This is a genomic window from Rothia mucilaginosa (genome assembly GCF_049990865.1).
Classification (GTDB): Bacteria; Actinomycetota; Actinomycetes; order Actinomycetales; family Micrococcaceae; genus Rothia; species Rothia mucilaginosa_I.
Genome location: NZ_CP188231.1, coordinates 1,110,043 through 1,122,129, shown reverse-complemented (window position 1 = coordinate 1,122,129; position 12,087 = coordinate 1,110,043). Strand labels below are relative to the sequence as shown.

The window sequence follows — 12,087 nt, the reverse complement described above, 5'->3', positions numbered from 1 at the left end:
TAAACTTTTCAAAAACCCAAAACCCACAAGGAGAACACAATGAGCGGCGTAGGCGCAGCAGACACCACCCTCAACCCCGAAGACTACAAGGGCTTCAAGCTCGCAATCGTAGCTGCAAGCTGGCACACCCAGGTCATGGACGGCCTCATCGACGGTGCGCAGCGTGCAGCACGCGACGCAGGCATTGAGCCGACCCTCGTGCGCGTTCCCGGCACCTTCGAGCTGCCCGTCGCAGCAACCCGCCTCGCTGAGAAGTTCGACGCGATCGTCGCGCTCGGCGTGGTCATCCGCGGCGGCACCCCCCACTTCGACTACGTCTGCCAGGGCGCAACCAACGGCCTGACCGACGTGTCCGTGCTGACCGGCCGCCCCATCGGCTTCGGCGTGCTCACCTGCGATAACGAGCAGCAGGCACTCGACCGTGCAGGCCTGGAAGGCTCGAACGAAGACAAGGGCTACGAGGCAACCGCAGCGGCACTGCAGACCGCAGCAACCCTCAAGCAGTTCAGCAACTAACACCGCTGAACGGTACGCGGCTCAGTTTCACGAAGAGAACTATTGACTCTTCACCGTGAAACTGGGCCGTAGCACCGGTTAAACTGAAACAACCCGCGCGCAGGGCTTACCGGGCTTTAAAGGGCTTACCGGGCCTTATCAGGCATGATCGGGCGTATAAGAATCTGGCATGTATGCGCCAGAGAAACACACCGGCACATACGGTAAAACCCTCATGCACCGGTAAAACCCAGCGCGGCAGCTAAGGGACACAGCGCACCGACGCGCTCCCAACCCAACACCAAGGAGTACAGCAATGCAGGATTTGGGCACCATCACCCCCAGCCTCGAAGAATTCCGCGCCCGCGCAGCCGGCACCCGCGTCATTCCCGTACACATCAAAATCCTCGCCGACTCACTCACCCCCATCGGCATCTACCGATCCCTCGTACTCCAAAACGACCAGGGCGAACCCGTCGAAGCAGCCCACGGCACCTTCCTGCTCGAATCCGCCAAAATCTCCGCAGAAGGCGAATCCGCAGCCTGGGACCGCTACTCCTTCATCGGAGCATCCTCCCGCTCCACCCTCACCACCGTTGACGGCGCAGTCCACTGGCAGGGACGCACCCCCGCCGGCGCACCCGTCGACGGCGACCCCGTAGAAGCCATCGCCAAGACCCTGCAGATGCTCTACACCGAACCCGACCCGACCCTGCCGCCGCTCACCTCCGGCCTGGTCGGCTACCTCGGCTGGGACGTCGTGCGCCACTGGGAGCACCTGCCCTACCCGCCCGCAGATGACGTGAACCTGCCCGAATTCGCGCTCAACATGGTCTCCGACATGGCAATCCACGACAACAAGGACGGCACCGTCCTGCTCGTCGCCAACGCCATCAACTTCAACGGCACCAGCGAAAACGTCGACGGCGCCTACGAGGACGCCGTAGCGCGCCTGCACAGCATGCTCCGCCGCCTGCAACGCGGCGCCGCAGCCACCACCTCCATTCTCTCCGGCGTGGCAGACGTTGACCGTAAGGTCCGCGAAGACGTCACCCTCACCTGGAGCGAACAGGGCTTCAAGGACGCCATCGACCGCTCCAAGAAGAACATCATCGACGGCGACGTCTTCCAGATCGTGCTCTCACGCCGATTCGAAGCCGAAACCAACGCCAAGGCACTCGACGTGTACCGTGTACTGCGCCAGTCCAACCCCTCGCCGTACATGTACCTCTTCAACTTCGAAGACAGCAACGGCACCCCCTTCCACATTGTCGGCTCCTCCCCAGAGGCGCTCGTCACCCTCAAGGACGGCATCGCCAGCACCCACCCCATCGCCGGCTCCCGCCCGCGCGGCGCAACCCGCGAAGAAGACCTCGCACTCGCCGAAGAACTGCTCGCCGACCAGAAGGAACGCTCCGAACACCTCATGCTCGTCGACCTGGCACGCAACGACCTCTCGCGCATCGCCAAGCCTGGCACCGTGTCCGTCGACCAGTTCATGATCATTGAGCGTTTCAGCCACATCATGCACATTTCCTCCGCCGTCAGCGCCGAACTCGACCCGCAGTTCAGCGCCTACGACGTGCTGCGCGTCGCCTTCCCGGCAGGCACCCTCTCCGGCGCCCCCAAGCCGCGCGCCATGCAGCTCATCGACGAATACGAACCCACCCGCCGCGGCGTCTACGGCGGCGTATGCGGCTACTTTGACTTCGCCGGCAACATGGACATGGCAATCGCCATCCGCACCGCCGTACTCAAGGAAGGCACCGCCTACGTACAGGCAGGCGCGGGCCTCGTCATGGACTCCAACCCGGACTCCGAAACCCTCGAAACCGTCAACAAGTCCGCCGCCCCGCTGCGCGCCGTGCTGACCGCCTCCGGCCTGGCACCCCTGGACGCAGACGCAGCCGTCAACGCCACCAAGTAACCCAAGGAGACACCATGAGCACCGTTCTCGACGAGATCATTGTCGGCGTCCGCGAAGACCTCGCCGCCCGCGTACAGCAGGTTCCCCTCGAGGAAATGAAGAAGCGCGCCCTCGCCGCTGCACCCGCCCGCGACGCGCTCGCCTCCCTCCGCGGCGAAGTACCCGGCGGCGGCAACGGCTCGACTGCCCGCATTATCTCTGAGGTGAAGCGCTCCTCACCCTCCAAGGGTGCGCTCGGTGAGATCCCGGACCCCGCCGCGCTCGCCGCACGCTACGAGGCAGGTGGCGCCGCAGCAATCTCGGTACTCACCGAGCAGCGCCGCTTCAACGGCTCCCTCGCAGACCTCGACGCAGTCCGCGCCGCCGTGAACATCCCCGTGCTACGCAAGGACTTCACCGTCGACGAATACCAGATCTGGGAAGCACGCGCACACGGCGCCGACCTGGTCCTGCTCATCGTCGCAGCCCTCGACGAGCAGACCCTGCGCGAATTCCTCGAACTCACCGAATCGCTCGGCATGAACGCCCTCGTCGAAACCCACACCCCCGAAGAAATCGAGGTCGCCCAGCGCATCGGCGCCAAGATCGTCGGCATCAACGTGCGTAACCTCAAGACCCTCGAAGTCAACAACGAACACTACGCCTCCCTCGCAGCGCACCTGCCCAACTCCGTCATCAAGGTCGCCGAATCCGGTGTCGCTAGCATCGAGGACGTACGCGCCTACGCCGGTGCCGGTGCGGATGCGGTACTCATCGGTGAAGCGCTGGTACGCTCCGGCGACCCGGAGGGTACCGTGCGTGAATTCTCCAAGGTGCCGGTGACCCGATAGGGGTTGCTAAGAGAAGGGGACCAAAACACACGAAGCGGGGGAGTGAGGCTTCCGTGGGGTAGTTGTTTGAGAGGTTGTACCGGACGCCGCTCGCGGGGGAGTGAGGCTTCCGTGGGGTAGTTGTTTGAGAGGTTGTACCGGTTCACGCTTGCGGGGGAGTGCCCCCTCTTCAGCGCCTGGGGGCGCTTCGAGGACGGAGCCCCCGCTTCGCGTGTCCGGTACGCCCTCTAGGTCGCCTATCCCTCGGGTTGATTGATATAGGGGTTGGTCTGGGGTTTCCTTCTTGGGTTAGCTCGCCTCAGGCTGGGGTATATAAAGCTGGTCTGAGGTTGAGTGTTGCTGTCAGCCCACCTCTCGCACACATAAAGCCGGTACCTGCTCCCTCGCAGGCACCGGCTCCACGCATCTCTTTCGTCATAATCAGCAGGAATAGCGCGTTCACATTGAGACGCAGTCAGTTCGTTGATAGTCTACACATGGATATTTCACTAAACTGCACCACCCGCCTTGGACTGGGCAGCACCCGCCGTATCTAATAGACACGATTCAACCGATACGGCGCCGAATATCCATTATGCGTCCACACTACACTCGCGAGAATACTATGGCTCAATCCCCAGAAAAACCTGCGTCCTTCATCGAACGTGACCTCACTTCCGGCTCCTCCGCCGGTCCCGTACCCACCCTCAAAGCGTCACGTCCCTCAGCTAAAACCCGGGTGCGTAACACCGAGTCACCTAACCCCCAGAAACTGCCCGCTTGGCGCACCTGGATTCCCGCCCTCATCATCTGGGCATTAGCCTGCGCAACCCACCTCGCAACCTTCGCGTACTCGCTCGCAGAAGACCAGCGAAACCCCCTCAGCAACGAAAACAAAAACCATCCCGGCCTCCTCTCCTACCTCAACATCTGGGACGCCGGCTGGTACCGGGACATCTACAAAGAGTGGTACCCCACCGAGCTACCCCTCCGCGCTGACGGGTCCGTATCCTTCAACTCATGGGCCTTCATGCCCCTCCACTCAATGATCAGCGGCAAAGTCGCTGACATTTTCGGTATCGACCACCGCCTCGCCGCAGTCGGAGTCAGCCTCGCCGCCGGCCTCGCCCTGGCAGTCGTACTCTACCGCCTCTTCATCGGCAGCCTGAACTGGCGTGACCGCGGCATCTTTGACACCCGAGCCCTCGTTGGTGATGAGAGCCGAAACCGCATCGCCCTGTGGGCGCTCGCCGTGTACGCGTTCAGCCCCGCAAGCCCCATCTTCATCACCGGTTACGCCGAAGCTCTCTCCACTCTGCTCCTTGCCATGAGCGTTTGGTGCGTGGTGCGTGGCCGCTACATCCTGCTACTGCCCGTAGCTCTTCTGACGGCGCTGTCCCGCCCCCTGGGTGTGCCGCTCGGCGCCTTTGTCGGCCTGTGGTGGCTGTGGTGCACCGTATCTGATTACCTCGCCCGCCGTGCCGACGAACCCTCACAGTCCGCACTGTCGGATGCATGGGCTGCGTTCCGTGGACGCTTCGGCCAGCTCCTCGGCGCGCTACTGGTGTGCGGTTTCGCTTTCGTACACCCCCTGCACGCGGCTCTACGCACCGGACGCATGGACGCGTACCTCGCCACGGAACTCGGCTGGAGCTTCCGCAAGGTTGAAGACGGCCACCAATACTTCGCCCAGTGGGTCCACCAGTTCAACCTCTACTTCGTAGGCTCCGTACCCGCCATCATCATGTGGGCGGGCCTGGTGCTCCTCATCCTGAGCTTCTACTGGTGGATGTCACAGAAGTTCACCCGCACCCTGCTACACCCCGCCCTGTGGCTGTGGACCGCCTGCTACGCCGGATACCTGTTCATCTTCTGGCTCCCGACGTCATCCACCGTGCGTATTCTGCTGCCGGTGTTCCCCCTGTCGTTGCTAATCGCAGCCTACCTGCCGAAGAGCCGCATGTACCGCCCCCTGCTGGTGCTGGCGGGTCTGCTCGGATCCGCCCTGTGGATGCGACTGCTCTGGGGCGGCCCGGACGTTATTGGGCCCGTCTGGCTGTTGCCCTAAAATCAAAATAGATGTATAAAGCCGGTGCCCGGTTCCTACCTACTCAGGAGGAACCGGGCACCGGCTTTTCACTTGTTATAGAGCTCTTAGCGGCCCGTATAGTCCGCGTCCGCAATATCCTTCGGCCAGCGCGCCTTCCGGAACGGCGCCCACGTAAACGCCGCCGCCACCAACAACAAACCACTGATAATGAACGCCGGAACAAAGCCCCACGCATCCGCAATCAAACCAGCCACCAGCGGACCCAAAATCATACCAAAATCACTAAACATCTGATACACCGCCAACACCTGACCACCACTGCGGCGAGTACCAATCACATCAGACACCGCAGCCTGAATCGACGGGCCCATAAACGCCGCACCAATGCCCAAGCACGCCGTCAACGACACAAACACCCACGCCACCGGCGCGAACCCCATAAACGTCACCGCAGAACCCGCCAACAGCAGACCCGAAAACGCCATCACACGGCGACCAAAACGATCCGAAAAACGACCCGAGAACGTCTGCGTCAACGCATTACCAAACGAATTCGTCGCCATCGCCAAAGAAGCCAACAGGGTACCCGCAACCGAATTAGACATGTCACCGCCAGTCGCCAAATACGCCGCCGCCAACGGAATAATCGACGACTGCACACCAAACACCGACCAGCCAATCGCCCAATTCGAAACCAACGCAGAACGGTAATTCGAGAACTTCAACGCGTCACGAACCGTCATCGCAGGCAGGTCGCTCTTACCCGAAGAAGACTCAGGCTTAGCCCCCTGACCGGATGCGCCAGCAGGCGAAGGCGCCGCCGACGGCAACACCCCGGTGCCCTTACCCTCAGCCAGAGCCGCCGCCTCCATAATCGCGTCACGCTCCGCCTCCAACGCCGCCTGCGACGGCATCAAGAACCACACAATCAGGCCCGCCGCCAGCAGCGAAAAACCATACACAATGAACGGCGCGCGCATACCAAACGGCGCGAGCGCGCTCGCAATCACCGGGCCCAGCAGGTTACCCAACAGGAACGCCGTCGCATAATAGCCCGAAATACGGCCGCGCATATGTGCCGGGGACAGACGCACCAGCAGACCCATCGCAGAAACCGTGAACATCACCGAGCCGATACCCGCCACCGCACGCGAAGCCAGCAGCACCCAATAATCCCAGGCGAACGCAATCATAAACGACGTCACCGACACAATCAGCATGCCAATCGTGTACACCGGACGCTCACCCCAACGGGTAATCAGCTGACCCGCCGACGGCGCAAAAATCAGGCGCGTAATCGCCAACGCAGAAACCACCATCGTCGCCATAGTGACCGTGGCATTAAAATTCTGCGCATAATTCGGCAGCACCGGCGCCACCAAACCAAAACCCACCGCAATCATGAACGACGCAACAATCAGAACCTTCAAACCAGTCGGCACACGGTTCGGGTCAATCGTGCGCGGGTCAAAAACAGGCGGTGTTGTGGCAGGGTTCCTCATGTTCATCCTCGAAATCGTGCGGTGCCGTGCGGCAGCCGCAGGCCCCACCCGCAACTGCCCAACATGTGTTCGGCTAAAAAACTTAACAGTGTCCAGTCTACTCCGCCGACAGCCGGGCATGCGCGTAATCTCGACCAGCCAAACCGCCCAAACCGGTAAGCTAGTAGTGTGAATGAAACGATGATGATAATCTGCGCAATCGTGCTGGGTGTACTGGTGATCGCCGGTATACTTTTCGCCGTTCTGCGCCGACCCAAGAAGACCGCGAACCTGCAGTCTTTGCGTCAGGAGGCGGCAGAAGCCTCCGGCGGATCGGCGGAAAAACCCGAAAGCTCGGCACCTCGCGCTATTGAACTTGATATGCCCGACCCGTCCGCGGGTCGCCTGGTGCGTCTGCGTGCCCGCCTGGCACGCTCCAACAATATGCTCGGCAAGGGCCTACTGGCTCTGCTCTCCCGCGACCGTATCGACCAGGACGTCTGGGACGAGGTTGAAGAAACCCTCCTGCTGGCTGACCTCGGTTCTGAGCCGACTACCCGCCTGGTGGAGGCGCTGCAGCGGCGCGTGCGCGTTGAGGGTACGAGCAACCCCGCCGCCGTGAAGAAGATGCTCCGCGAAGAGCTCGTGAAGATTGTTCGCCCCGACATGGACCGCGAGCTGAAGACCGCCGGCAGCGACGGCAACCCCGGCGTGGTGCTGGTCGTTGGCGTGAACGGTGTGGGTAAGACCACCACGGTCGGTAAGATTGCCCGCGTGATGGTTGCTGACGGTCAGACCCTGCTCCTTGGTGCCGCGGACACATTCCGTGCGGCGGCGTCTGAGCAGCTGACCACCTGGGGTGACCGCGTGGGCGTGAAGACCGTGCGTTCCGAGAAGGAAGGCGCCGACCCCGCATCCGTCGCGTTTGACGCCGTGAAGGCTGGCAAGGAGCAGGGCGTTGACACCGTGCTCGTGGACACCGCGGGCCGCCTGCAGAACAAGTCCGGCCTGATGGATCAGCTCGGTAAGATTAAGCGCGTTATCGAGAAGGAGGCGCCGGTCACCGAGGTTCTGCTCGTGATTGACGCGACCACCGGCCAGAACGGCATGGTTCAGGCGAAGGTCTTCGGCGATATCGTGGACGTCACCGGTATCGTACTGACCAAGCTCGACGGCACCGCAAAGGGCGGCATCGTGGTCGCTATCCAGGAGGAGCTCGGCGTTCCCGTCAAGCTCATCGGCCTGGGTGAAGGCCCTGACGACCTGGCGCCGTTCGACCCGGAACCATTCGTGGACGCGTTGCTGGACTAACATCCTTTATCTTTCCGCCGAGAAGCCACATGTGTTGTGAACACATGTGGCTTTTCGCGGTTAACGGGCGTGTAATGACCGCGGGCCGTACACGATTCGGGGCTCTGGGATATTCTGAAAACAGAAGATGCGCCGACCCCTCAACACTGGCCCCTCAAGAGGCCCCGCGCATCGCACACCATACAACCCAATTCACCCCGAACCTCAGCGAAGGAGCCCCCATGGCTGCCGCCAATCTCCCCGGAACTCTTCCCACCCCCAACTACCGGCCCACCTACCGCTCCAATGGCGCGTGCGATGACCTCGCCCAGCTCGTTGCACCGTATAGCCTGTCGCGCGCCCAGCTTGCTGAGGCTACCGGCATCGCTGACGAGGCTACCGTGAACAGCTGGGTTGAGCAGTGCCGCCCCGACCTCGCGGCGGATGCGCCCGCGCCCCTCGAGCCCGTGCTGCGGTACCTGGACGAAACCTACCTTCCCGACCCCGCAAACTGGCCCGGCGATAACACCTACGACGAGTTCATCCTCGAGAACATTGCCGCCCGCATGCTCGCCCGCGTTGTTGCTGAGTCCTTCGGCGCTGACCGTTCCGGCAACTACCGCGACCTTCTCGCGCTCATTGCAACCCTCGTACTGATTGCCCGCTGCTGGGCGGGCACCGATGAGGCTTTCCTGACCTTACTCAACGCCGAGCCCACCGCAGAGGCGGAAGAGTACCTGCAGGAGGCTATCGCGAACGCCCCCGAGTCCCTGCACCCCCTCCTGACCGAGCTTCTACTGCCCGCCCTGCGTGAGGCGCGCGGCACCTTCACCGACCCCGAGGCGCAGCTGCTGACCGGCTACGCGCTCGCCGCCGGATACTTTGCGGGTGCGCACCCCTACGAGACTCTGAACAGCATCCACGTGGCGCTGGCAGATACTGACCGCGCACTGCCCGATGACGAGCTGATTAGCCGTGTTAAGGACGTCCTTAAGGCTAACTTTCATGCCGCTCGAGCGAAGGCCGGTGCTGCTGATGAGAACCAGGAGCCGCACCACGTCACCCTGCCCGGCAACCAGGACGGCTACGAGACCGCCGCACACCTGATTGCCGCACTGCCTCAGGCGCATGACGTTATCGTATTCAGCACCCAGCCCGGCGAAGGAACCAGCGCGCTTGCTGACGACCGCCGCGCCGCCTTCACCCTGTACCTGTGCTACCTGCTTCTGGGCGATGACGACTCCTTGGAGCAGCATGCCGCTGAGCTGTACCGCGCCAGCCGCGAGGGATAGCGTAACGAAGGACGTCTGTTAGCTTCCGAGACGCTAAGAAGCCACATGTGCATCAAACACATGTGGCTTCTTAGCGTTATTTGTGGTTAGTGTGGTGGGATTATTCTCGACGGCGACTTTACGTGGTGATTTTATACCGCGGCTTTACACGGCTACGGGCTGTTCCGCGCGAATCGCATTGTAGGTGGCGTCACTGACGGTCACGCCGTACTGGTTGGAGGCGAGCCGCAGGATTTCCTCAACGGTGTAGATGCGGAACACGCCGCCTCCGGTTGCCTGCGCGTATTCACGCAGCAGCTGACGGTTCGCCAGCTGGCGCACGGGTTTGCCACCCGATGCGGCGCGTACCTGCGGGCCGTTGCGCAGCCAGGTGTCGCGCACACCGCCGGTGACGAATACGCAGTCGGTGCCTTTCACGCGGGTGGTTGCTTCAGTAAGGCACTGGTTCCAGAGCGCGAAGTCGGCGTCGAAGCTGGCGTTAGCGAGTAGCGGGTGGCCCTGTTCGAGGGCTTCACGGCACTGCTGTTCGTGGCGTTCGGGGCTGGGGGCGGCACCTACGTGTCCGGTGAAGATGCGGTTCAACCTCGGCAGGATCGTGTCGTCTTCGCGGCGTGCCACGTTGATGGATCCGGTGTCGGTGGTGGGTTCGAGGATCCTCATGATCTGCGCGATGGAGTGGTCCAGCTGGTGCGCAACTGAACGCAGCGCGCTCCAGGGGGAGTTGCGTTCTTCGGGAAGGGTTTCTTTGAAGGACGCGAGCGCTGAGCGGACGCGGTCTGCGGCGGCGGGTACGGGGGAGGCGCCGTCGAGTGCTGCCCAGAATTCTTTGAGTGCCTGGTGGGGGAGGAATGCGTGTCCGCGCAGCTGTGAGTAGGCGCGGAGGATTTCGTCGCTAATGTGGGTTGGGTAGTTGTAGAGGCTTGCAAGCGCTGTGGAGTCGAAGGCGACGAGAATTCCGGGGTGAATGGAAGTCAGCGGTTCGCGGTCGAGTTCCTTGTACTCGACGAAGTCTGAGTACAGGGTGCGTGCTTGACGGGTGATTGACATGAATCCCCTCCGGGTATCGAGTATGGTCGGTCAAATGCGAGTGCCGGAGAAGTCGAGGAGAATAATCCATTCCAGTGTATCGGCCTTCTTTGGCAGGTGATGGAGTTTCGGTATAAATATTTTGTTTATTACGTTTGTGTCTAACCCGAGGGTGTGTTAGTGCATGTCAGAGTCATTTTCGGGTCTATGTTTTAGGTGTGAATTTCGCCGCGTGACGTCTATATTGTGAGGTTTTTCTTTGTTGTTATAAGCAGTATAGAACAAAAATATGCATGAAGGTGCAAAATCTGCGTGGCGGCTCCAAGATGACACAAGAAAACTCCTCCCACCTGCATATAGGACGCATATAACACGCGGGGGACAGGGCGAGAAAGTAGATGAACATTTATTCCCTCCTGTAGACTTTAAGTGATTCAATTTGATAAGGAGAAGAGTAATGTCAGAGCTGACCACTCAAAACCAGGCGGAGGAGCAGGGCCCGGCCCGCACCGTCGTCGTGGCAGAAGACGAGGCACTGATTCGCCTCGACATCGTCGAAATTCTGAAGGACCAGGGTTTCGATGTCGTTGCAGAAACCGATAACGGCAAGACCGCCGTCGAGCTAGCACAGAAGCACCGCCCCGACCTCGTCCTCATGGATGTGAAGATGCCAATCATGGACGGCATCACCGCAGCTGAAGAAATCGCGAAGGAGCAGATCGCTCCCGTCGTTCTGCTGACCGCATTTAGCCAGAAGGAACTTGTCGACCGTGCCGTTGAGGCAGGCGCTATGGCGTACGTCGTCAAGCCGTTCTCCCCGAACGACCTGGTCCCCGCAATCGAGGTGGCAATCAGCCGCTACGAGCAGATTCGCGCTCTCGAGAAGGAAGTTGGCACCATCCGCGACCAGTTCGAGACCCGCAAGCTGGTTGACCGCGCAAAGTCGCTACTCATCACCAAGATGAACCTGACCGAGCCGGAAGCATTCCGCTGGATTCAGAAGACTTCCATGGACCGCCGCCTGTCCATGCGCGAAGTTTCCGACACCATTATCAAGCAGCTCTCCTAAATGCGAGACGTATAAAGTACATCACGGTACAGGTACGAACGCAGGCTACGGCGAAGACTAGGATTCGCCCGTATGCGCCTTCGGTTGGTCAGTATCTGATCAGCACCTTTTCATGACACGCTAACGCCCCATCCCTCACAGTGAAGCTGAGAGACGGGGCGTTAGTGTTTAACCTCTGAAGCTCGCACCCTGCTGGGGCAGTCGGAGCGTTTCTAAACCCGGAGCGTTTCTGTGCCGGTGCCGCAGGTAACCCAATGCCGCAAGAGCTGCCGTGCCAGACAGATTTAGCGCAGGCAGGCTTAGCGCAGGTAGCGGTTCAAATCGTCGTCGTCATTGTTCGGGCCGCTAATCGGGCGGTCCGTGGGAGAACCCGCCCAGAGCATGCCGCCAGTACCGAGCATCACGCCCAGCCACCAGAAGCTACCGGGGTTATTGATGGCGGTCACCAGGCACACCAGCATTACACCGATTGCGATGGGCAGGACAATGCGCTTGGCACGCACAATCTTCGGGTAACGCTTGAAATAGGGGGTGCGCTCGCGGGCCATGGTGCTCCTTCTGGTCGTACCTTCTGATGGGTGTTGGCGGGGTGCCGTGTACCCCGTGCTTCTACGATTTTAGGCTACTTGCGTAGGCTGTAAGACTTTA

10 protein-coding genes are annotated in these 12,087 nt (G+C 61.2%); 7 read left to right on the top strand and 3 right to left on the bottom strand.

Going from position 1 to position 12,087, the window contains the following annotated elements:
- Nucleotides 1–39: 39 nt before the first annotated feature.
- The 4 genes from ribH to ACP3RB_RS04405 all read left to right on the top strand — a co-directional run bounded on the left by ribH (nucleotide 40) and on the right by ACP3RB_RS04405 (nucleotide 5,299).
- Complete coding sequence (gene ribH / locus ACP3RB_RS04420; RefSeq protein ID WP_005506244.1) at nucleotides 40–516, top strand: 6,7-dimethyl-8-ribityllumazine synthase; 477 nt, start codon at nucleotides 40–42, stop codon at nucleotides 514–516.
- A gap of 295 nt (nucleotides 517–811) precedes the next feature.
- Nucleotides 812–2,422, top strand: a complete 1,611-nt coding sequence (locus ACP3RB_RS04415) for an anthranilate synthase component I (RefSeq protein WP_070830669.1) — start codon at nucleotides 812–814, stop codon at nucleotides 2,420–2,422.
- 14 nt (nucleotides 2,423–2,436) lie between these two features.
- Complete coding sequence (trpC, locus tag ACP3RB_RS04410; RefSeq protein WP_314893948.1) at nucleotides 2,437–3,252, top strand: indole-3-glycerol phosphate synthase TrpC; 816 nt, start codon at nucleotides 2,437–2,439, stop codon at nucleotides 3,250–3,252.
- Between the two features lie 604 nt (nucleotides 3,253–3,856).
- Nucleotides 3,857–5,299 (top strand): hypothetical protein, encoded by a 1,443-nt coding sequence (locus ACP3RB_RS04405; protein ID WP_426699558.1) that lies wholly within the window; start codon nucleotides 3,857–3,859, stop codon nucleotides 5,297–5,299.
- Nucleotides 5,300–5,385: 86 nt separating this feature from the next.
- On the opposite strand, the gene ACP3RB_RS04400 is transcribed toward ACP3RB_RS04405, so the two are convergent.
- Complete coding sequence (locus ACP3RB_RS04400; protein ID WP_311452999.1) at nucleotides 5,386–6,783, bottom strand: MFS transporter; 1,398 nt, start codon at nucleotides 6,781–6,783, stop codon at nucleotides 5,386–5,388.
- A gap of 180 nt (nucleotides 6,784–6,963) precedes the next feature.
- Here ACP3RB_RS04400 and ftsY point away from each other — a divergent pair, with 180 nt between their 5' ends.
- The gene (gene ftsY / locus ACP3RB_RS04395; RefSeq protein WP_426699557.1) at nucleotides 6,964–8,073 is read left to right on the top strand and encodes a signal recognition particle-docking protein FtsY; all 1,110 of its coding nucleotides are present in this window, start codon (nucleotides 6,964–6,966) and stop codon (nucleotides 8,071–8,073) included.
- A gap of 221 nt (nucleotides 8,074–8,294) precedes the next feature.
- Nucleotides 8,295–9,344 carry a glycosyltransferase gene (locus tag ACP3RB_RS04390; RefSeq protein ID WP_426699556.1) on the top strand — a complete coding sequence of 350 codons (1,050 nt, stop codon included), beginning with the start codon at nucleotides 8,295–8,297 and terminating at the stop codon, nucleotides 9,342–9,344.
- 144 nt (nucleotides 9,345–9,488) lie between these two features.
- Here the strand turns inward: ACP3RB_RS04390 and ACP3RB_RS04385 are convergent, their stop codons facing one another.
- Nucleotides 9,489–10,391 (bottom strand): PIN-like domain-containing protein, encoded by a 903-nt coding sequence (locus ACP3RB_RS04385; protein WP_426699555.1) that lies wholly within the window; start codon nucleotides 10,389–10,391, stop codon nucleotides 9,489–9,491.
- Nucleotides 10,392–10,827: 436 nt separating this feature from the next.
- Here ACP3RB_RS04385 and ACP3RB_RS04380 point away from each other — a divergent pair, with 436 nt between their 5' ends.
- Nucleotides 10,828–11,439, top strand: coding sequence for an ANTAR domain-containing response regulator (locus ACP3RB_RS04380; protein WP_005509159.1), 612 nt, complete (start codon nucleotides 10,828–10,830; stop codon nucleotides 11,437–11,439).
- Between the two features lie 299 nt (nucleotides 11,440–11,738).
- Here the strand turns inward: ACP3RB_RS04380 and ACP3RB_RS04375 are convergent, their stop codons facing one another.
- Nucleotides 11,739–11,987 (bottom strand): hypothetical protein, encoded by a 249-nt coding sequence (locus ACP3RB_RS04375; RefSeq protein ID WP_049341350.1) that lies wholly within the window; start codon nucleotides 11,985–11,987, stop codon nucleotides 11,739–11,741.
- Between the last annotated feature and the right edge of the window lie 100 nt (nucleotides 11,988–12,087).